Below are 303 nucleotides of genomic sequence, written 5' to 3'. Positions count from 1 at the left end.
CCACTTTCTTTGATCAGGCAGACCCAGACGGAAGCTATGTCAAAGCTGTGGACCGCTACATTTTGGAACCCGACTTTGTAGCCAAGAAGATCGTGAAGAACTTTGGAAAAGCAAAACGCGAGCTCAATCTGCCTTGGCTCTTGAACCTGACCCACAAGCTCTATACCCTTTTCCCTCGCATCTCAGACAAGCTAGCCAGTAAGATGTTCAATTTCAAATAGGAGGAACCAGATGGCCGCAAATATTCAAGCCTATTTAGAAAACCTCCGGCAACCCTGGGGACAGATCTATTATGATATCCTT

Annotated in this window: 2 pseudogenes; both read left to right on the top strand. The window is 46.2% G+C overall.

Features of this window, described 5'->3' with window-relative positions:
* Positions 1-221: pseudogene (locus HMPREF2893_RS10440) on the top strand (short-chain dehydrogenase); the annotation flags it as partial.
* A gap of 10 nt (positions 222-231) precedes the next feature.
* Positions 232-303 (top strand): annotated as a pseudogene (locus tag HMPREF2893_RS11285) (class I SAM-dependent methyltransferase); the annotation flags it as partial.

Source organism: Streptococcus sp. HMSC072C09 (assembly GCF_001813105.1).
Lineage (GTDB): Bacteria > Bacillota > Bacilli > Lactobacillales > Streptococcaceae > Streptococcus.
Note: the sequence above shows the minus strand (reverse complement) of the source record. Positions and strands in the feature narration are given on the sequence as shown.